Source organism: Paraburkholderia sediminicola (assembly GCF_902859805.1).
GTDB lineage: Bacteria > Pseudomonadota > Gammaproteobacteria > Burkholderiales > Burkholderiaceae > Paraburkholderia > Paraburkholderia sediminicola.
Genome location: NZ_CADIKC010000011.1, coordinates 70,176 through 88,737 on the forward strand (window position 1 = coordinate 70,176; position 18,562 = coordinate 88,737).

At 61.8% G+C, this 18,562-nt stretch carries 19 protein-coding genes and 1 tRNA gene; 8 read left to right on the plus strand and 12 right to left on the minus strand.

Annotated elements, in window-relative coordinates; genetic code table 11:
* Positions 1–37: 37 nt before the first annotated feature.
* Positions 38–328: a hypothetical protein gene (locus R8871_RS30445; protein WP_175053784.1), complete on the plus strand. Its 291-nt coding sequence runs from the start codon at positions 38–40 to the stop codon at positions 326–328.
* A 12-nt stretch (positions 329–340) separates the two neighbouring features.
* On the opposite strand, the gene R8871_RS30450 is transcribed toward R8871_RS30445, so the two are convergent.
* Positions 341–2,209: a phosphoenolpyruvate carboxykinase (GTP) gene (locus tag R8871_RS30450; protein WP_175053785.1), complete on the minus strand. Its 1,869-nt coding sequence runs from the start codon at positions 2,207–2,209 to the stop codon at positions 341–343.
* Between the two features lie 376 nt (positions 2,210–2,585).
* Here R8871_RS30450 and R8871_RS30455 point away from each other — a divergent pair, with 376 nt between their 5' ends.
* Positions 2,586–3,599: a D-2-hydroxyacid dehydrogenase family protein gene (locus tag R8871_RS30455; protein WP_175053786.1), complete on the plus strand. Its 1,014-nt coding sequence runs from the start codon at positions 2,586–2,588 to the stop codon at positions 3,597–3,599.
* Between the two features lie 32 nt (positions 3,600–3,631).
* Here the strand turns inward: R8871_RS30455 and R8871_RS30460 are convergent, their stop codons facing one another.
* Complete coding sequence (locus tag R8871_RS30460; RefSeq protein ID WP_175053787.1) at positions 3,632–4,507, minus strand: patatin-like phospholipase family protein; 876 nt, start codon at positions 4,505–4,507, stop codon at positions 3,632–3,634.
* Positions 4,508–4,551: 44 nt separating this feature from the next.
* On the minus strand, positions 4,552–4,956 hold the full coding sequence (locus R8871_RS30465; protein ID WP_028197697.1) for a PaaI family thioesterase: 405 nt from the start codon (positions 4,954–4,956) through the stop codon (positions 4,552–4,554).
* A gap of 201 nt (positions 4,957–5,157) precedes the next feature.
* Between R8871_RS30465 and R8871_RS30470 the strand changes: the two genes are divergently transcribed.
* From R8871_RS30470 to R8871_RS30480, 3 genes are all read left to right on the plus strand, one after another.
* Positions 5,158–5,233, plus strand: a tRNA-Lys gene (locus R8871_RS30470).
* A 140-nt stretch (positions 5,234–5,373) separates the two neighbouring features.
* The gene (locus R8871_RS30475) at positions 5,374–6,120 is read left to right on the plus strand and encodes a UPF0149 family protein (RefSeq protein WP_175053788.1); all 747 of its coding nucleotides are present in this window, start codon (positions 5,374–5,376) and stop codon (positions 6,118–6,120) included.
* A gap of 86 nt (positions 6,121–6,206) precedes the next feature.
* Positions 6,207–6,794, plus strand: a complete 588-nt coding sequence (locus R8871_RS30480) for a LysE family translocator (protein ID WP_175053789.1) — start codon at positions 6,207–6,209, stop codon at positions 6,792–6,794.
* Positions 6,795–6,815: 21 nt separating this feature from the next.
* On the opposite strand, the gene R8871_RS30485 is transcribed toward R8871_RS30480, so the two are convergent.
* A complete protein-coding gene (locus R8871_RS30485; RefSeq protein ID WP_175053790.1) occupies positions 6,816–7,661 on the minus strand; it encodes a helix-turn-helix transcriptional regulator in 846 nt (281 codons plus the stop codon).
* Between the two features lie 213 nt (positions 7,662–7,874).
* On the opposite strand from R8871_RS30485, the gene R8871_RS30490 reads away from it, so the two are divergent.
* Positions 7,875–8,534: a PadR family transcriptional regulator gene (locus tag R8871_RS30490; RefSeq protein WP_175053791.1), complete on the plus strand. Its 660-nt coding sequence runs from the start codon at positions 7,875–7,877 to the stop codon at positions 8,532–8,534.
* Complete coding sequence (locus tag R8871_RS30495; protein ID WP_175053792.1) at positions 8,531–9,910, plus strand: FAD-dependent oxidoreductase; 1,380 nt, start codon at positions 8,531–8,533, stop codon at positions 9,908–9,910. The genes R8871_RS30490 and R8871_RS30495 overlap by 4 nt, the downstream gene beginning before the upstream one ends.
* Before the next feature lies 1 nt (position 9,911).
* On the opposite strand, the gene R8871_RS30500 is transcribed toward R8871_RS30495, so the two are convergent.
* From R8871_RS30500 to cadR, 5 genes are all read right to left on the minus strand, one after another.
* On the minus strand, positions 9,912–10,706 hold the full coding sequence (locus R8871_RS30500; RefSeq protein ID WP_175053793.1) for an ABC transporter substrate-binding protein: 795 nt from the start codon (positions 10,704–10,706) through the stop codon (positions 9,912–9,914).
* Positions 10,707–10,855: 149 nt separating this feature from the next.
* Complete coding sequence (locus tag R8871_RS30505; RefSeq protein WP_175053794.1) at positions 10,856–12,010, minus strand: pyridoxal phosphate-dependent aminotransferase; 1,155 nt, start codon at positions 12,008–12,010, stop codon at positions 10,856–10,858.
* Between the two features lie 328 nt (positions 12,011–12,338).
* A complete protein-coding gene (gene dbpA, locus R8871_RS30510) occupies positions 12,339–13,742 on the minus strand; it encodes an ATP-dependent RNA helicase DbpA (protein WP_093634610.1) in 1,404 nt (467 codons plus the stop codon).
* 53 nt (positions 13,743–13,795) lie between these two features.
* The gene (locus R8871_RS30515) at positions 13,796–13,996 is read right to left on the minus strand and encodes a hypothetical protein (RefSeq protein ID WP_028197690.1); all 201 of its coding nucleotides are present in this window, start codon (positions 13,994–13,996) and stop codon (positions 13,796–13,798) included.
* 111 nt (positions 13,997–14,107) lie between these two features.
* Positions 14,108–14,539, minus strand: a complete 432-nt coding sequence (gene cadR / locus R8871_RS30520) for a Cd(II)/Pb(II)-responsive transcriptional regulator (protein WP_054037094.1) — start codon at positions 14,537–14,539, stop codon at positions 14,108–14,110.
* 80 nt (positions 14,540–14,619) lie between these two features.
* On the opposite strand from cadR, the gene R8871_RS30525 reads away from it, so the two are divergent.
* Positions 14,620–17,061 (plus strand): heavy metal translocating P-type ATPase, encoded by a 2,442-nt coding sequence (locus tag R8871_RS30525; RefSeq protein WP_246287864.1) that lies wholly within the window; start codon positions 14,620–14,622, stop codon positions 17,059–17,061.
* 90 nt (positions 17,062–17,151) lie between these two features.
* Here the strand turns inward: R8871_RS30525 and R8871_RS30530 are convergent, their stop codons facing one another.
* Genes R8871_RS30530 through R8871_RS30540 form a run of 3 tightly spaced genes read right to left on the minus strand, consistent with a single transcriptional unit; the run spans position 17,152 to position 18,559 of the window.
* A complete protein-coding gene (locus R8871_RS30530) occupies positions 17,152–17,835 on the minus strand; it encodes a DUF799 domain-containing protein (RefSeq protein WP_175053795.1) in 684 nt (227 codons plus the stop codon).
* Positions 17,832–18,203, minus strand: coding sequence for a DUF4810 domain-containing protein (locus R8871_RS30535; protein ID WP_175053796.1), 372 nt, complete (start codon positions 18,201–18,203; stop codon positions 17,832–17,834). The genes R8871_RS30530 and R8871_RS30535 overlap by 4 nt, the downstream gene beginning before the upstream one ends.
* A complete protein-coding gene (locus R8871_RS30540; protein ID WP_175053797.1) occupies positions 18,200–18,559 on the minus strand; it encodes a hypothetical protein in 360 nt (119 codons plus the stop codon). The genes R8871_RS30535 and R8871_RS30540 overlap by 4 nt, the downstream gene beginning before the upstream one ends.
* Positions 18,560–18,562: the final 3 nt, after the last annotated feature.

The following is an 18,562-nucleotide window of genomic DNA, read 5'->3' on the forward strand; positions in this document are numbered from 1 at the left end:
AGACAACTCCTGCCGTGTTACAGCTTCCTGACAATTAGTGAAAACCAGTGAAGCGAACTTGGAATTCTCCTACGACTCGCGAAATCGTGCAGAAGTTGCCCGCGAAAGACGAAATATTGTCGATATTTGTGCGACTGTGTTCCCCAGCGTGGGGCGCGACCCTCGATTGTTCCGACAAGAGCAACAATCTGCTGCACCGCAGCTTGCACTGTCTTTTTTGTTCGAACAGATGCAACGGTCGTCCGGCATTGTGAAAACCGAAAAAGTCGCAATGCGGGGTCGGACCGGCAAAGAAAAACCGCCCGAAGGCGGCTTCTGTGCGAAGTGACCACTCACCTAGTCAGGCAGCGAGCTTTCCTTCGAGGGCGAGCTTGGTCTCGGTCAAGGCCGGCGGCAGACCTTGCTGCAATGTGTCAAACAGCTCGGTATGAAGCGCGAGTTCGGCGCGCCAGGCTGCGTCGTCGACCGAGATCACCTGCTGGAATTGCTCGCGGCTGAAATCCAGGCCGCGCCAGTCGATGTCCTCATAGTGCGGCGACACGCCGAATGCGTGTTCCTCACCTTGCGCCTGACCTTCGATGCGCCCGACCATCCAGCTCAACACGCGCATGTTCTCGCCGAAGCCCGGCCAGACGAACTTGCCGTCCGCGCCCTTGCGGAACCAGTTGACGCAGAAAATCTTCGGCAGCTTCGCGTTCAGTTTCTCGAGACGCTCGCCGGTTTTCAGCCAGTGCCCGAAGTAGTCGCTCATGTTGTAGCCGCAGAACGGCAGCATCGCGAACGGGTCGCGGCGCACTACGCCCTGCTGCCCCGCCGCGGCTGCGGTCGTTTCCGAGCCCATGGTGGCTGCCATGTAGACGCCTTCGACCCAGTTGCGCGCTTCGGTGACGAGCGGCACGGTGGTCGAACGGCGGCCGCCGAAAATGAACGCGTCAATCGCGACGCCCGCAGGGTTCTCCCAGTCGGCATCGATCGACGGACATTGCGAAGCCGGCGCCGTGAAGCGAGCGTTCGGGTGCGCAGCCTTGCGCCCGCTCTCCTTCGCGCTCGCCGGCGTCCAGTCCTTGCCCTGCCAGTCAATCAGGTGCGCGGGCGGCTCTTCGGTCATGCCTTCCCACCAGACGTCGCCGTCGTCGGTCAGCGCGACATTCGTGAAGATGACGTTTTCCCTCAGCGTGGCCATTGCGTTGAAGTTGGTCTTTTCGCTCGTGCCGGGCGCGACGCCGAAATAGCCCGCCTCCGGATTGATCGCGTAGAGACGCCCGTCCTTACCCGGCTTGATCCATGCAATATCGTCGCCGATCGTGGAGATTTTCCAGCCGTTCAGACCTTCCGGCGGAATCAGCATCGCGAAATTGGTCTTGCCGCAAGCCGACGGAAACGCCGCCGCGACGTGATGCTTCTGCCCTTGCGGCGACGTCACGCCGAGAATCAGCATGTGTTCGGCGAGCCAGCCTTCGGCACGGCCCATCGTGGACGCGATACGCAGCGCAAAACACTTTTTGCCGAGCAACGCGTTGCCGCCGTAGCCCGAGCCGTAGCTCCAGATTTCGCGCGATTCGGGGAAATGAACGATGTATTTGGTGTCGTTGCACGGCCACGGAACGTCTTTCTCGCCCGCCGCGAGCGGTGCGCCGACCGAGTGCACACACGGCACGAACTCGCCGTCTTCGCCCAGCACCTCGTACACCTTGCGACCCATGCGCGTCATGATGCGCATGTTGGTGACCACGTACGGGCTGTCGCTCAACTCGACACCGATGTGCGCGATCGGTGAACCGAGCGGCCCCATCGAAAACGGCACCACATACATGGTGCGGCCGCGCATGGCGCCGTCGAAGAGGCCGTTGAGCGTTGCGCGCATCTCAGCCGGTTCGATCCAGTTATTGGTCGGCCCGGCATCCTCACGACGCTGCGAGCAGATGTAGGTGCGGTCTTCGACACGCGCCACGTCCGACGGATCGGACCACGCGAGATAGGAATTGGGACGTTTGGCGGGATTGAGCTTCTTGAGGGTGCCGGCTTCGACCATCTGGGCACACAGGCGGTCGTACTCTTCCTGTGAACCGTCGCACCAGACGATTCGATCGGGTTGGGTCACGGCGGCAACGCGCTGGACCCACTCGATCAGTTTTCGGTGTTTGACCCACTCGGGCGCCCCTGCGGACGCCTCGATGGTGGGCTGTCCTTCGAATGAGGGATGATTCATCGACCTGTCTCCGTTTTGAAAGCAATAGAAAAACGGTACAAGCCCAGAGACGCTGCATGCGAGAGGCGTTCAATTCATTGCGTCGACATTTTTTCAAGCCGACGCGCAATTGTGCAGGTCATCGTGGGCCACACAGCCCGTTGCGCGGAGGTTCCAGCCGACGGCCGTCTGCAACCGTCTGTAAAGCGACTTGCCTCAACACGCAACAAACTGTTAAAAACGATGTCAATCGGCCTTGCCGTGGCGCTGCCGTTCTACGCGGCAGCTTCTACAGTAAGGCATTCAGCCAGACCGGCATGTGACCTGGGTCACATGGTGGGACAGTCAGCATAACACTCGGTTCCGCACCGCTATGGTGCACCGCAAGACACATACCATGAAGATTGCCATCCTCGACGATTACCAGGACGCCGTCCGCAAGCTCGACTGCTTTCAACTGCTGGCCGACCATGAGGTCAAGGTTTTCAACAACACCGTCCGCGGTCTCGGCCAGCTGGCGAGCCGTCTTTCCGAAGTCGACGCACTCGTCCTGATTCGCGAACGCACCCGCATCAGCTCGCAACTACTCGATAAGTTGCCACGTTTGCGCATGATCAGCCAAACCGGCAAAGTCTCCAGCCATATCGATCTGGCAGCCTGTACCGAGCGCGGCATTGCCGTGCTGGAAGGCAGCGGCTCACCGATCGCGCCGGCCGAACTGACGTGGGCTCTCATCATGGCCGCTCAACGACGGATTCCGCAATACGTAGCAAACCTTAAGCAAGGAGCCTGGCAGCAGTCCGGTTTGAAGACATCGGCGTTGCCGCCGAACTTCGGTTTGGGCCAGGTGCTGCGCGGTCAAACACTGGGGATTTGGGGTTACGGCAAGATCGGCCGCTTGCTTGCCGGATACGGCAAGGCATTCGGCATGAACGTGTTGATCTGGGGCCGCGAGCATTCGCGCGAAGCGGCGCGCGCGGACGGCTATGGCGTGGCCGAGAGCCGCGAAGCGTTGTTCGAGCAGAGCGATGTGCTGTCGTTGCACCTGCGACTACACGACGACACGCGCGGCATCGTCAAGCAGGAAGACCTGATGCGGATGAAGCCGACCGCGTTGCTCGTGAACACGAGCCGGGCCGAATTGCTCGACGACAACGCACTCGTCAATGCCTTGTCGCACAACCGCCCGGGAATGGTCGCGATCGACGTCTACGAAAGCGAGCCGATTCTGCAGGGCTACAGCCTGCTGCGCATGGAGAATGTGATCTGCACGCCGCACATCGGCTACGTGGAGCGCGAGAGCTACGAGTTGTACTTCACCGCTGCATTTCAGAACATTCTCGCGTTCGACGCCGGCGATACGTCGAGCGTGGCGAATCCGGAAGCGTTGCAAGGCGGGCGCCGGCGTTAATTTTCGGCGTTAGTCCCGCGCCACCGCTCACCTCAGCGCGCTTCGTGCGCGCCGGCTTCCAGCAGATCGGGCATGCGTTCCAGAAAGGTCTCGCCGTCAGTGCGGCCGAGGTTGTACGCGTGCACCATCTGCGAGGGGCTCGTGTAGTCCCAACTCGAAATGGGCACCTTGCGCGACGGTTGCACGTAGAGCCGTTGCTGCACGCCGTGCGGCACGACGAACATCTGCGGCCGCGGATAAAGGCGCGTGACCATCACCAGCACGTTGCCGGGCGCATCGGCGTCGAGCGCGCCGACCGGCACGTTGTCGACCATCCCGCCATCGAGCACCGGCCGGCCGTTGCGCCGTAAAACGGGCGTGAACGGCGGCGTACTCGACGATTGCAGGATCAGATCGGCGAGATCCTCAACGCTCGCGCAATCCTGCGCGCGCACGAATTCCGGATGAAAGCCGAGCGTCTGACCCAAGGTTGGATGCAGCGTTTTGCGCACGTATTTCTCGATGTTGTACGCGATCAGACCGGCGGCAACGGCGCTGCGCGCGCCAAGCCAGCGCGGTAGATGCGACACGCCGATGCGGATTTCGGGCGCGTCGGCGAGCGTGGAAAATTTGTCGCGGTAGATATCGAGCAGCGCCTGCCGGTAGATCCGGTAGTGCGGGAAAACCGATTCGCCACGCAGCAGATTGCCCCAGTAGGCGTTGCGGGTGTTGTGGCGCAGCGCGTCTTCGTAATAGCGCATGACCCAGTCGGAATCGCGCGTGTAGAGCATGCACGCGGTAGCGGCGCCGGCCGAAATGCCGGCGATGACGCGCGGACGGATATCCAGCTCCGGCTGCACCACGTCCCAGAATCCCGCCTGCCACCAGCAGCGATTGCCGCCGCCGGCGAATACGACCTGATCGAACATCTTGGCTTTTTCCTCTAATACAGCTTGCTGGCCCGTTTCAGGTGTCAGTCGAGCAGCGCGTAGGTGGTTGTAGCGTGGACGGCCATGTTGCCGGCCTCGTCGAATAACTCGACTTCGCCGAATACGAGATTGCGGCCCATGCGCAGCACGCGCGCGGTGATCAGCACGTCGCCGTTGCGGACCGCACGCATGAAACTGATGTTCAGCGAGACGGTGCTCATCGGCTTGAAGCCGCCGAGCGCGGCCGAAATCGCGACGATCATTGCCGTGTCGGCGGCCGCCATGAAGACTTGCCCGCAGATCACGCCGCCGGAATGGCGCAGTCCGCCGGAAAACGGCAGACGCAACGTCGCACTTTCTTCGTCGACCTTGACCGGGGTCAGCGTGAGCGCGCGGACCCAGGGTGCGAGGATGCGGTCGAGCAGCTCGTTAATCTCTTTATCATCCATGGCGGTCCCCGGTCGAAAGCCGCGCGACGCTTCGCGCGGCAGGTATCCGCGACATGATACCGGCACGGCGAACCGCGCGCCTTCCTGGTGCGTACGGCCGGCAGCGCAGGTGCCTGCTCACGGCTCTTCCAGATTTTTTAAGAAATCTGCTAAAGGGGCTTGGCAATCTCGGAAAGTTTCGGCATAATTTCGCTTCTGTTGGGGGCGTTAGCTCAGTTGGTAGAGCAGCGGACTCTTAATCCGTAGGTCGAGTGTTCGAGTCACTCACGCCCCACCAAAGCATTCAACAAAAAGCCCGGTCCTTGCGACTGGGCTTTTTGCTTTGCGCTCTGCGGCACGGCCGCCGTGCGGGCAAGCCGACTCCGCATTCCCCGACATGCCATCGTGACCCAAGATTCGAAGCGCCGGAGCCCCACCATGTCCAAATCAAAACTCAACCCCGCCGATCTGGCTACGCCGCTCTCCGAAGAAGAGTTCGACGAACTCGATGAGTTTCTGGTTTCCGACGTAACGTCGGAAGACACGCTGACGATCGAGGGGCTCGACGGGTATCTGACCGCGATGGCCATCGGACCGACTACCGTGCCGCCCAGTTACTGGCTGCCGGGCGTGTGGGGCCCGAGTGAGAATGACGCTCCCGCATTCGAAACAACGGATCAGGCGCAGCACATTCTCGGGCTGATCTTGCGGAACATGAACGGCATCGTCATCAGCCTGGAAGATGACCCCGATGAGTTCGAACCGGTGTTCGGCTTCAGCCGCGTTGACGACAGTGAACGCGAATACATCGACGGCGAAGCGTGGGCTTTCGGCTTTATGCAGGGTCTCTCAGTGGTTCGAGCGGACTGGCAGGCGCTGTTCGATAGCGAGAAGGGTCGGGAATGGTTGAGTCCGCTACATCTGATGGGCTCAGAGGAGCTTACGCCGGAAGAGCAGCAGTTGATCGACACGCCAGAACAGCGTGAAGCTCTCACCAAACAGATTCCCGCCAGCGTCGCCGCGATTTATCGTTTCTGGCTGCCGCACCGTCAGGCAGTCCATGAGCGAAAGCTCGCTGCCGCGAAGCTGCGCACCGAACCCAAGGTCGGCCGCAACGATCCCTGTCCGTGCGGCAGCGGCAAGAAATTCAAGAAATGCTGCGGCGCTGCGGATACGCTTCACTGAAAGCAATTTCCTTCAATACACCCCGCCCCATCGCCCGATACCGTTGAGCGTCGCAAATCCTGCGCACTCACGTATCGAGGCATCAGATGACTGTCCTACTCTCCATGGCCGCCTTCGCGTTGGCCTCGTCGATTTCTCCCGGGCCGGTCAATGTCGTCGCGCTGAGTGCCGGCGCACAGCATGGGTTCGCCGCAAGCATGCGGCATGTGACCGGCGCGACCGTCGGGTTCACGCTGTTGTTGTTGCTCATCGGTCTGGGGCTGCACGAGTTGCTCGCGCATTTCCCCAATCTGATCGACATCGTCAAATGGGCCGGCGTGGGGTTCCTGCTTTACATGGCCTACAAACTCGCCGTCGACGACGGCAAGCTCGGCGCGGACAAGCCCACTCGCGGACCATCCTTCGCCTACGGCGCAGCGATGCAATGGCTCAATCCGAAGGCGTGGCTCGCGTCGCTGGCCGGCATGGGCGCCTACGCGGCGGATGGCGATGGCCGGCTCGTCTGGCAATTCACCGTCGTGTACTTCGTGGTCTGCTATCTGTCGATTGCCAGTTGGGCGTATGCCGGCACGTTCCTGCGTCGGTACTTGCAGGAGCCGAAGCGCGTGAGGTTTTTCAATCGCGTGATGGCGGCTTTGCTCGCGGCTAGCGCGTTGTATTTACTGATCGCGTGACGCGAAACACGCGTCCGCAATTCAACTGCGGTACTGCCCCGGCGTTGCCGCGACCAGCCGCTTGAACGTCCGCTGTAAATGCGCCTGATCGGCGAAGCCCGCATCGAGCGCGACGTCCGCGATCGGATGGCCGCGCCGGAGTTGCGCGCGGCTGTACTGGATGCGTCGGTTGATCAGATACGCGTGCGGCGTCATGCCGTAACGCCGTTTGAACGCGCGGATCAAGTGCGAAGCAGATAGCTCAGCCGCCTCGCAGACATCCTCCAGCTTCAGCGGACGGGTGCAATTTTCGGCGATGAATTCCGCGGCTCGCGCGAGTTGGCCGCTCGCATCGTCGGACGGCAAGGGCGCCGGATTCAACTTTTGCTGCACTTCCGAGAAGAACGTGAGCGTAGCGCTTTCCTTGCGCATGGGCTCGCTGTCGCCGTCGACCAGGATCGCGTAGAGACGGTTCAAGCCGTCGAACAACGCCGGGTCCGTCGTCATGGTCTGCGAGAAAGCGCGAAACGCGTGGTTGTCGCTGAAACCCAGGTCGTGTTGCAGACCCGTGAACCAATCAACGTCCACATGCAGCATCCGATACGACCAGCGTTCGTCTGCAACCGGGTTGCATGCGTGCACGTCGTCCGGATTCATCATCACGACCGCACCGGCGCCGATCCATTCACTCGCGTGACGATTCACGTACACGCTACGGCCGCCGGTGACCGCGCCGATCGAGAACGTCTCGTGCGAGTGTTTGGCATAGCAGACCTCGCGGCCGTCTTCGATGGAACGCGCTTCGATAAACGGCAACGCGTCGTCGCGCCAGAATTTCGGCGACGCAGCCGTCACCGCTGAATTACTCCAGTCATTCGTCCCGCTCATCTCGCGCTCCTCGGTCAGGCGCTTTATTCCGTCGCAACTTTGTCGCCGCAGCACAGCCGGCGCGAACCACATCGTAACGGTCCAAACCGCCACGGACTAGCGTCGAACGCATCGCGCCCACAGGAAATCCCGAAAGTCCACGCTTGCTAATCTCAAAACACATAGTTATATTATGACTAGATCAACAAAGACTAGCCTGCAACCCCTTTAACTATGGTCCGCCACTCTCCGCTCGCCCTCGCCGTTCTCGCCATGCTGACTGAAGCGCCGATGCATCCGTACCGGATGCAGCAGCTCATCAAGGCACGCGGCAAGGACGAGGTCATCAACGTCGGCCAGCGCAACAGCCTGTACCAAACCATCGATCGCCTGGTGCGCGGCGACCTGATCGCCATCCGCGAGACTGAGCGCGACGGCGCGTTCCCCGAACGCACGGTCTACGAAATCACCGAAGCCGGCCGCGACACCGGCCGTCTGTGGCTACGCGAGCAGCTTGCGCAACCCGCGCGCGATTTTCCGGCCTTTCCGGCCGCGCTCTCGTTCCTGCCGTTGCTCTCGCCTGACGACGTGTGCCGTCAGCTCGATACCCGCGTCGGCGCACTCGAACGGGAATTGGCCCGGCTCGATGAAACCACCGCACAAGCCACCGAGGTGCAGGTGCCGCGGTTGTTCCTGCTGGAAGGTGAACTGGTGCGCGCGCAACTGGTTGTCGAACTGGAGTGGGTCCGCAGCGTGGTGGCCGATCTGAAGGCCGGCACGCTGACCTGGAGCCAGGAATGGCTCGACGAAATTGCTCAACGTTTCATACTGCCGGCCGGTGAATACAAGTACCGGCTTGCCCAACCTGCCGCAAAGAAGGAGCCGAAGTCATGAGTCGTGAACCCATGGAGGTGATCGTGATCGGGGCCGGCACGGGCGGCCTCTGTCTGGCGCACGGCTTGAAGCGCGCCGGCATCACCGTGAAAGTCTATGAACGCGACCGCACGCGCGCGGACGGTTTGCAGGGCTATCGCGTCGGGATCAATCCGCACGGACTCGCGTCGCTGGAAGCATGTCTTCCGCCCGAACTCTATGCGACCTTTCTCGCGACCTGTGCGCGTACACCCGGCCACTTCAACATCCTGACCGAGCGCATGGCCGAATTGCTCACGGTACCGCTTGAAGACGAATCGATGAGCGGCGGTAAATCGGTCAGTCGGATGACGCTCAGGCAAGTCCTGCTGACAGGTCTCGAAGCGCAAGTGCACTTCGACAAGACCTTCACGTCGTACGAGCAGAACGACGACGGCAGCGTCACCGCGCATTTCGCGGATGGCACGCACGTGAGCGCCGATCTGCTGGTCGGTGCGGACGGCGCGCGTTCGAAAGTGCGCCGCCAACTTCTGCCGCATGCAAAGCTTGAAAACACCGGCATCGTCAGCATCGGCGCGAAGGTGCCGATGGACGAAACATCGCGCGCGCTGCTGCCGCCCAAAGTGCTTGACGGCATTACGCTAATCAACGCGCCGAAAGGCTACGGCGGCATCATCCATGTGATGGAATTTCCGTGGCGCGCGGACGGCGGCGGAATGAAGGAAGGCATCGGCAGCAACGACGCCGAGTTGCTCTCGGGCTGGCCCGGATTGCTCTACGACAACACGCGCGACTATCTGATGTGGGGTGTCTGGGGCGCACTGCACAACCTGCCGGCCGATCCCAAATCGCTCGGACCAGCGGCGTTACTCGCGCTCGCAACGCAGATCACCGATGGCTGGCATCCCAATCTGCGCGCCCTGATTCGCGCATCGGATCCTTCCACCACTTTCAGCGTCGACGTGCGCACGTCGGTGCCTGTCGACGCATGGCCGACTACCAACGTCACGGTCCTGGGTGACGCAGTGCATCTGATGACGCCGGGCCGCGGCGTCGGTGCGAACACCGCGCTGCGCGATGCAGCGCTACTCACCGCGCGTCTCGCCGACGCGCAGCAGGGCAAGCTGTCGGGTCATGACGCCGTAGCAGGTTACGAAGAGGAGATGCGCCGCTACGGTTTTCACGCGGTCGCGGAATCGCGCAAGCAGTTCGATGCGCGCGGCGCGCTGCATCGGCCGGTAGTTGGAAGAATGGCGTTGAGCGCCATGCGCACCAGCTTGCGCGTAGTGAACAACGTGCCGATGCTCAAGCGTCGCATGATCGACGCCGAAAACGAATTTCGCGGCGTCGATCACAATGCGGCACCCGCCGCGCACGGTCAGCAATACGGCCAATAAGTTACTTCGGCGTGATGTCGATATTGCCGAGATACTTCGCCGCCAGTGTCTTCACCGTGCCGTCGGCCTGAACCTTCGCGATCGCCGCGTTCAGCTGGTCACGCAACGCGGTGTCGCCCTTGCGAATCCCGTAGGCGATGCCGCTGCCGAGAATCTTGTCATCGCGCACCGGCTGCCCGACGAACGCGTAGTCCTTGCCGGTAGGCTTCGACAGAAATCCCGTCTGGCCAGCCGGCGCTAGAACGAGCGTCGCATCGAGTCGGCCCGCCAGAAGATCCGTATAGACCTGGTTCTGATCCTGATACGGCACGACGGTGACACCCTGCGGTTCCCAATGCGCCTTCGCGAAGGTTTCCTGAATCGACGCCTGCAACACGCCGACGCGTTTGCCCTTCAACGATTCCGGCGTCGGCAGTAAACCGCTGTCACGCTTTGCGATCAGTTGCGTCGGCACGCGATACACGACCGTCGTGAAATCGATCGCCTGACGGCGCTGTTCGGTGGCGTTCATCGCTGAATTGATCGCGTCGAACTTGCGCCCTTGCAGCGCGGGAATCAAGCCGTCGAACGAGGTTTCGACCCATTTGCATGTCATATGCGCCGCGACGCACACGGCATTGCCGACGTCGATATCGAGACCTTGCAAGTCACCGTTCGGCCCTTTCGATTCGAACGGCGGATACTGCGCCTCGAGTCCGAAACGCAGCGTCGAGGTGTCAGCGGCGATCGCGGCGGACGATGCAGCAATCGACGCGAATGCGCAGGCCAGCGCCAATAGAGGCTTGAGCAATTTCATAACGGGTCCCTTTTCCTCCGATATTGTTGTAACGCAGCATGCTGCGCGCTGATGCGTAACGACGTGATCGCGCGACGATCATACTGTGGTCAAAAATGCTGCCGGTTCATGCGCCCGCTTCGACAACCTCACACAAGCGGTAAATCAGATCAGATTTCGCACAAACGTCGCGCGCCTTCGATCAAGGTCGCGTCGTCCTTCGAGAAGCTCAGGCGGATCAAGCCGGAATCCGTGCCGTCGGTATAAAACGCCGACAGCGGAATCGTCGCGACACGCGCATCGCGAATCAGGCGCAGCACGAAGTCACTATCGCTTTCCTCGGAAAAACCACGGAAACGCGCGAGCATAAAGAAGCTGCCTTCGCTCGGCAACAACTCGAAGCGCGACTCGCGCAGCGCATGGGCGAGCAGATCGCGCTTCTTCTGATAGAACGCGGACAGACCGAGATAGCTCTCGCGATTGGCCAGCGCATCGACAAACGCGTACTGCATCGGTGTATCCGCGGAAAACACCATGAACTGATGGACTTTGCGAATCTCGTCCATCAGCGCGGCGGGCGCGAGGCAGTAGCCGACGCGCCAACCGGTCACGTGATACGACTTGCCGAACGACGACACGATCACGCTGCGTTCAGCGAGTTCAGAATCGCAGGCCATGCTTTGATGTTTGGCGCCGTCGAACACCACGTGTTCGTAGACTTCGTCGGCAAGAATCACGATGTCGGTGTTGCGCGTCACGGCCTTCAGACGCGCAATGTCGGCCTCGCTGAACACGGTCGCGGTCGGGTTGTGCGGCGTGTTGATGATGATCATGCGCGTCTTCGGCGTGATCGCGGCGGCGACCTCGTCCCAGTCCACACGGAAATCGGTCAGCGACAGTTTGATCGCGATCGGCGTTGCGCCTTGCAGGCGAACGATCGGGCCGTAGCTATCGAATGACGGCTCGAAGTAAATCACTTCATCGCCCGGATGCACCAACGCGCTGATCGTCGAATACAGCCCTTCGCTGGCGCTGGCGATCACGGTGACTTCGCTCGACGGGTCGTAGCGCACGCCGTACAGCGTCTCGACCTTGTCGGCGAGCGCTTCGCGCAGGGCGGCGATGCCGGCCATCGGCGCGTACTGGTTATGACCGGCGCGCATGGCTTGCGCGACACCGTCGATCAGTTTCGCGTCGGGCGCAAAATTCGGCGCACCTTGCGACAGGTTCAGCGCGTCGTGTTGCGCGGCCAGTTGACCGATCACGGTAAAAATCGTCGTGCCTACATCAGGCAATTTCGAGCGGGCTTGCATGGCGCTCTGCATAAGGCTTTCTCCCTTTCTCCATCCGGCAGCGGATTCGCGGACTGCCCACTGCGCGGCGGTCCCATCCGGTTCGATGATTAGGCATCAGCCAAAGAACCGTCACAATCGAAACTTTGTCATGCGCGGCATGCGTTTACGTCATGGCTTGCGCAATGCCGCGCTGGAGCAGGCTAAGGCAATGAAATCGGGGGTTTAGCGGGAGAAAAGCAGTCGCGCGGGGCGCACGGAAAACAGCAGAGGTATGACGTAATGTGATGCGGGGCGGTGTTGCAGACCAATCCGGCTGCGACCAGGCGGTCGCAGCCGTCAAAAGCAAACTAATCGACGATCAGGCGTCGTCCATCATGCGGACTTTGACCTTCTTGCCCTTCACCTTGCCCCCGCTGAGCTTGCGCAATGCCTCACGGGCGACGCTGCGCTCCACGGCCACGTAGGTGGACATTTCGGTCACGTTGATCTTGCCGATCTGCGAACCGGCGAAACCTGCTTCGCCAGTGAGCGCGCCGAGCACGTCGCCCGGACGGATCTTTTCCTTGCGGCCGCCGAGAATCTGCAGCGTTTCCATCGGCGGCAGCAGACGCTCGTTGCTCGCCGGCTTGAGATCGGCCAGCTTGTGCCACTCAACCTCACGCTTTTGCGCCTGTTCGAGACTGCCCACGCGACCCATCTCGTTCATGCTGGCGAGACTGAGCGCCCAGCCTTCCTGATCCGCGCGACCCGTGCGGCCGATGCGGTGCACATGCACTTCCGGGTCCGGTGTCACGTCGACGTTGATCACCGCTTCCAACTCTGCGATGTCGAGACCGCGGGAGGCAACGTCCGTCGCAACCAGCACCGAGCAACTGCGGTTTGCGAACTGGATCAGCACCTGATCGCGCTCACGCTGATCGAGTTCGCCGTGCAACGCGAGCGCATGAAAACCCTGCGCGCGCAGCACGTCGAGCAGATCGCGGCACTGCTGCTTGGTGTTGCAGAACGCCAGCGTGCTCACCGGACGATAGTGGTTCAGCAGCAGACCGACGGCATGCAGACGCTGATCTTCGGTCACTTCATAGAAGCGCTGACGAATCTTGGTGTTGTCGTGGCGCTCGGCGAGCTTCACTTCCTTCGGATTACGCAGGAATTGCTGGCTGAGTTTGACGATACCTTCGGGGTACGTCGCGGAGAACAGCAGCGTTTGCCGCTCTTTCGGACATTGCTTCACAACGGTCGCGATATCGTCGAAGAAACCCATGTCGAGCATGCGGTCCGCTTCGTCGAGCACCAGCGTGTTGAGCGACTGCAACGGCAGGCTGCCACGCTCGAGGTGATCCATGATCCGGCCGGGCGTGCCGACCACGATATGCGCACCGTGTTCGAGGCTGGCCGTTTGCGGACGCATCGGCGTGCCGCCGCACAGCGTCAGCACCTTGATGTTTTCTTCGGCGCGCGCGAGACGGCGAATTTCCTGCGTGACCTGGTCAGCGAGTTCGCGCGTCGGGCACAGTACCATCGCCTGCACGGCGAAGTTGCGCACGTCGAGGCGATTGAGCAGCGCCAGCGAAAACGCCGCGGTCTTGCCGCTGCCGGTTTTCGCCTGGGCGATCAGATCGTTACCCGCCAACGCGATCGGCAGGCTCGCAGCCTGAATCGGCGTCATCTCGACATAGCCGAGTTGCGTCAGATTGGCGAGTGTGGCGGGCGGTAGCGGTAGCTGGCTAAACGGCGCGCCGGCTTGAGTGGGAGTGTTCATAGGGTGAGGGCTCGCTATCGACTGAAGAGGCGGATGAGACTGAAGGCTCAGGACTACTCGGCCATGGGGCCGGTGGCGGGACGGCCTTCGATCTGCTCGTACAGCACCGAGCCATCTTCCCCGTCGAAACGCTCGACGTAATTGCGCGCGCCGCACATCGGGCAACGGAACAGGAGCCCCTGCCCTTCATTTTTGATGACGACGTCCGACATTTCCCACTGCTCGCCGCAGGGCTGGTTTCTACAGGTAAACACGTTGATTCTCCAACTGGATTCGATTGTTTATTGGGTGGACCGGATAAGTGGCCCAGCCGGGAATGCGGTCACTGCCGTGGTCGGTGGCGCAGGCCGCATGGGCAGAGCGCTTCAACCCAGATGCGTATGCCGCGCGCGCGTGGCGCTCACGTCCATTTCGGTGAGACCCTGGACGATGCCGCAGTCTTCAACGGCCTGCTCGCCGTGGCATTGCTCGCGCAGCGTGGTCAGTTGCGCTTTCAGTTGCTTCAGTTCGTCGATACGCGTGTCGACGTGTGCAATGTGCTCGTCGATCAGCGTATTGATGCCGCCGCAGCCATCCGCCGGTGCGTCTGTCAGGCGCAGCAACGCACGGATTTCGTCGTGGGTCATGTCGAGCGCGCGGCAGTTGCGGATGAAGCGCAGTCGTTCGACGTGTCGGGCCGAATAGCTGCGGTAATTGGCCTCGGTACGCTCCGCTTCGGGCAACAGGCCCTCTTTTTCGTAGAAACGGATGGTTTCGGTCGTGCAGTGGGCGATTTTCGCCAGTTCGCCAATTTTCATGGTCCCTCCGGAATGCGGCCTTGACCTTGTAGTGGCTTCAAGGTGTTTACTAGACCACAAATCGAACCAGGAAGCCACCCATGCCTCACGCCAACCTCGCCGAAACGGACCGCCCAGAACGGGCCAAAGCCTGTGCCCACGGGCATGACGGGCATGTCCACGGGCATGCGGATGAAAATGTCGATGGGCATGGCCGTAGCGAATCATGTGGTCATAACCACGAAGCGCATGACCATGACCACGCAGCGCACCCTCACGTTCACGGTGAAAGCTGCAGCCACGGCGACGCAGCGAACGACCACGCTCACGACCACGACCACGATCACGCCCACAGCCATGCCGATGCAGCCTGCTGCGGAACGGCGCACGCCGCAGCCGCGCCGGTCAAGCTCCCGCAATCGGAAGCCGTCGGCAGCGATCTGCGCACCGCCATCCGCATCATGCAGATGGACTGCCCGACCGAAGAAGCGCTGATCCGCAAGAAATTCAGCCGCATGCCGTCCGTGCGCAGCATGGACTTCAACCTGATGCAGCGCGTATTGACCGTCGTGCACGCGCCGGACGCCCTCGAAACGATCCTCGCCGCGATCCGTTCGCTCGACTTCACGCCTGAACTGGCAGACGCGAACCCGGACACGGCAGCCGCCGCCCCTCACGCGCCGTCCAAGCCGTGGTGGCCGCTGGCGCTCGCAGGCATCGCTGCGGTGGGCTCAGAGGCCGCCAGCTGGCTTGGCGCTCCCGTCTGGCTGGCAGCGGGTCTGGCGCTCCTCGCCATCGCCTCCTGCGGCCTCACAACGTACAAGAAGGGCTGGGTCGCGATCCGCAACGGCAACCTCAACATCAACGCGCTGATGAGCATTGCCGTAACCGGCGCGCTGATCCTGCAGCAGTGGCCGGAAGCTGCGATGGTGATGGTGCTCTTCACGATCGCCGAACTGATCGAAGCGAAGTCGCTCGACCGCGCCCGCAATGCTATCCAGGGCCTGATGCAGCTCACGCCCGAACAGGCGAGCGTGCAGCAGGCGGACGGCAACTGGCGTCTGATGGACCTCAAGGCGATCGCGCTCGGCGCCGTGGTACGTGTGAAGCCAGGTGAGCGAATCGCGCTCGATGGCGAAATCGTCGCGGGCCGCTCGAGCGTCGATCAGGCGCCGATCACCGGTGAAAGTCTGCCGGTCGACAAAACCGTGGGCGACGCGGTGTTCGCCGGCACGATCAACCAGGCCGGCTCGTTCGACTATCGCGTCACGGCCGCGGCCAGCAATACGACGCTCGCGCGCATCATCCACGCAGTCGAAGAAGCACAAGGCACCAAAGCACCGACGCAGCGTTTCGTCGATCAGTTCGCGCGCGTCTACACGCCGATCGTGTTCGCCGCCGCACTCGCCGTGGCGGTGCTGCCACCGCTGCTGTTCGGCGGACAGTGGCACGAATGGGTCTACAAGGCGCTGGTGATGCTGGTGATCGCCTGTCCGTGCGCACTGGTGATCTCAACGCCCGTGACGATCGTCAGCGGCCTTGCTGCTGCCGCGCGCAAAGGCATCCTGATCAAAGGCGGCGCCTATCTCGAACAGGGCCGCAAGCTGAGCCGGCTCGCGCTCGACAAAACCGGCACGATCACGCACGGCAAGCCGGTCCAAACCGAGTTCGAAATGTTGGCCGACGTCGACGTCGTTCGTTGCAGGACGCTCGCGGCGAGCCTTGCCGGCCGATCGGATCATCCGGTGTCCATGGCGATCGCAACAGCGGCGAAAAACGACGGCATCGTTAGCGCCAGCGCCACGGTCGAGGCGTTCGAGGCATTGGCCGGACGCGGTGTACGCGGCGACATCGACGGCTTGCCGTATTGGCTCGGCAATCATAGGCTGGTCGAAGAGCTCGGCCGCTGCTCGGCGTCGCTCGAAGCGCGGCTGGATGCGCTCGAAGGACAAGGCAAAACCGTCGTGATGCTGGTGGATGCCGAACGCGTGCTCGCGCTGTTCGCGGTCGCCGATACGGTGAAGGACACGAGCCGCGCCGCCATTGCCGAGTTGCAGCGCCTCGGCGTGCGAGCCGCCATGCTCACCGGCGACAACCCGCACACGGCCGCTGCGATCGCACAGCAGGTCGGTATCGACGAAGCACGCGGCAATCAGTTGCCGGAAGACAAGCTGAACGCAGTGGCGCAGTGGTCGCAGGAAGGCGCGACGGTGGGCATGGTCGGCGACGGCATCAACGACGCCCCGGCACTAGCGCGCGCCGACATCGGCTTTGCGATGGGCGCGATGGGCACCGACACCGCGATCGAAACCGCCGACGTCGCCTTGATGGACGACGATCTGCGCAAGATTCCGCAATTCATCCGTTTGTCGAAGGCGACGCACGCGGTGCTGGTGCAGAACATCACGCTGGCGCTCGGCATCAAGAGCGTCTTCCTCGTGCTGACGATGATCGGCCTGGGCACAATGTGGATGGCCGTGTTCGCCGATGTGGGCGCGAGCCTGCTGGTCGTGGCGAATGGTTTGCGGCTGTTGCGCAAGTAACACACATTCAACACGCATTCGCAAACCAACGACGAGTGAAAAAAAGGGCGACCCGTGGGTCGCCCTTTTCTATCACCTCACGTCAGCGCATCAGAATGCCGCTGTATCCGTGCCATAGGCCTTGTCGTAGGGGCCCGCCGGCAAACCCGTGCCGTACACGCCCACCGCGCTGAAATTCGCCTGACGGGCGAGCGGAATGTAGTCCGGCTTCGCCTTTTCGATGGCCGCCGCAACCGCCGCCGAAATCAATACGCCGATCAAGCCGCCGTTCGAATTCACCTGCGGCGAATAGTTCAGCACCTCATGGTTCTTCCACAACTCTTCGCCCGTGGTGCCGCTCTTCAGCGAATAGTCGAGCTCGACTGTCGTGGTGGTTTTCAGCACCACGTATTTCGACTCCCAATGCTTGATGCGGATGTACATGATCGCATCGGCGCCGAACATCTTGCCGAGTACGGTCGGATCGTTCGAGTGAACCATGTTCGCGTCGGACAGACCGTCGTCAGCCATGACCTTCTTGGTCAGATTGACCGGGAACACGTAGTAGCCACGCTCGGCGATCGGACGCGAAATGGTCGACAGGAAGAAGTCCGGCGCGTTCACGTCGACGCTTTCGTTCACCACCGGCACCACCAGGATCGAATGCGGCGCCTGAGCGCGGAACGCGGTGTAGTCGGCGTGTCTTTGCGCGGTCTTGACCGGCGCGCAGGCGGCCAGTGCGGCCACAATCACGGCGGCAAAGGCCGTGCGAAACAAGGAATGAATGCGCATCATGGTTTTTTGGTCGGGTTAGTGGACGCGAGGCGGATCATGTTCGTCATCAACACCGACGACTCCGGCCAGGTCGCTTTTTCTTTTTCGAAGTACGTGGCTGCGTTGGCGTTGTCGCCGGCTTCGAACAGCAGTTCGCCATATTCGGCGTACATCCCCGGCGGCACTTTCTTGTTCGCCGATTCGGAAGCCTGAATTGCGGCCAGCAGCTTCTCCGCAAACGCGTGGCTGTCAGCCGGCGTCTGGTAGTAGCTGTACATCGCCGACTCGTAGTCACCCCAGTTGTACTTCGCCACCGGCTGTTGCACGCAGCCGCTCGCCAACGCCACCAATGCGGCCGCGCAGCCGCCCTTTACCCAAGCTTTCATCATGGTTGTTTTTCCCCGTTCATACCATTTGCCACATCGACCTTGATCGTCTCTCCGGACGACGCGAAGACCTTCTTGCTCAGCACAACACCTTCATTGCTTTTCACTTCGACCGTGTGGGCGCCTTCTTCGACGGTCAACACACGGTGCACGCCGTCGTACAGTGACGCCTGGCCGATCACCGTACCGTCGATCACGAGCGTTGCGTCAGCGGGCGCACCGATCAGCGCGAGCGTAGGCCGCGTGCCGCCGGTTTCCACTTTCGATGCCGGCATCGCGCAGCCGCCCAACAGCGTCGCGGCGAGCGCGCACGACATTCCCAGCGCGCCGAAACGGCGCTTCATTTGGCTTGTGAGCATGGC

Coding starts and splice junctions, on each gene's coding strand:
- R8871_RS30450 (WP_175053785.1), bottom strand. CDS start 2,209: ATGAATCATCCCTCATTCGAAGGACAGCCCACCATCGAGGCGTCCGCA.
- R8871_RS30455 (WP_175053786.1), top strand. CDS start 2,586: ATGAAGATTGCCATCCTCGACGATTACCAGGACGCCGTCCGCAAGCTC.
- R8871_RS30460 (WP_175053787.1), bottom strand. CDS start 4,507: ATGTTCGATCAGGTCGTATTCGCCGGCGGCGGCAATCGCTGCTGGTGG.
- R8871_RS30465 (WP_028197697.1), bottom strand. CDS start 4,956: ATGGATGATAAAGAGATTAACGAGCTGCTCGACCGCATCCTCGCACCC.
- R8871_RS30475 (WP_175053788.1), top strand. CDS start 5,374: ATGTCCAAATCAAAACTCAACCCCGCCGATCTGGCTACGCCGCTCTCC.
- R8871_RS30480 (WP_175053789.1), top strand. CDS start 6,207: ATGACTGTCCTACTCTCCATGGCCGCCTTCGCGTTGGCCTCGTCGATT.
- R8871_RS30485 (WP_175053790.1), bottom strand. CDS start 7,661: ATGAGCGGGACGAATGACTGGAGTAATTCAGCGGTGACGGCTGCGTCG.
- R8871_RS30490 (WP_175053791.1), top strand. CDS start 7,875: ATGGTCCGCCACTCTCCGCTCGCCCTCGCCGTTCTCGCCATGCTGACT.
- R8871_RS30495 (WP_175053792.1), top strand. CDS start 8,531: ATGAGTCGTGAACCCATGGAGGTGATCGTGATCGGGGCCGGCACGGGC.
- R8871_RS30500 (WP_175053793.1), bottom strand. CDS start 10,706: ATGAAATTGCTCAAGCCTCTATTGGCGCTGGCCTGCGCATTCGCGTCG.
- R8871_RS30505 (WP_175053794.1), bottom strand. CDS start 12,010: ATGCAGAGCGCCATGCAAGCCCGCTCGAAATTGCCTGATGTAGGCACG.
- dbpA (WP_093634610.1), bottom strand. CDS start 13,742: ATGAACACTCCCACTCAAGCCGGCGCGCCGTTTAGCCAGCTACCGCTA.
- cadR (WP_054037094.1), bottom strand. CDS start 14,539: ATGAAAATTGGCGAACTGGCGAAAATCGCCCACTGCACGACCGAAACC.
- R8871_RS30525 (WP_246287864.1), top strand. CDS start 14,620: ATGCCTCACGCCAACCTCGCCGAAACGGACCGCCCAGAACGGGCCAAA.
- R8871_RS30530 (WP_175053795.1), bottom strand. CDS start 17,835: ATGATGCGCATTCATTCCTTGTTTCGCACGGCCTTTGCCGCCGTGATT.
- R8871_RS30535 (WP_175053796.1), bottom strand. CDS start 18,203: ATGATGAAAGCTTGGGTAAAGGGCGGCTGCGCGGCCGCATTGGTGGCG.
- R8871_RS30540 (WP_175053797.1), bottom strand. CDS start 18,559: ATGCTCACAAGCCAAATGAAGCGCCGTTTCGGCGCGCTGGGAATGTCG.